Here is a 259-nt window from a genome sequence, read left to right on the forward strand (position 1 = left end):
TCCGATGAGGATAGCAAACAGCTGGCCGAAACCATTGCCGCCGGCGTCAGTGTCTTGACCGGTTATGGCGCAGTGTTGATTGTGCCGCCCGATGTGGTACGCCATCACACGGTGTTGAGCGAGACGGCCGCAGACTACACGATACGGAATGATGGCAATTCCGTAATCATGGTCGAGAATTTCTATGACTGTGTCAGTACTACCGACAATTGCCAAGGGCCGAGTGCCTTTCATGTGCTACCCACCCGCAGCCACGTGA

General features: G+C 55.2%; 1 protein-coding gene. It reads left to right on the plus strand.

From position 1 onward, the window contains the following. On the plus strand, positions 1 to 259 hold a 259-nt coding region (locus tag QN347_RS20265), incomplete at both ends, for a hypothetical protein (RefSeq protein ID WP_323494471.1).

This window comes from Sphingomonas sp. 10B4 (assembly GCF_035019905.1).
GTDB classification, from domain to species: Bacteria; Pseudomonadota; Alphaproteobacteria; order Sphingomonadales; family Sphingomonadaceae; genus Sphingomonas; species Sphingomonas glacialis.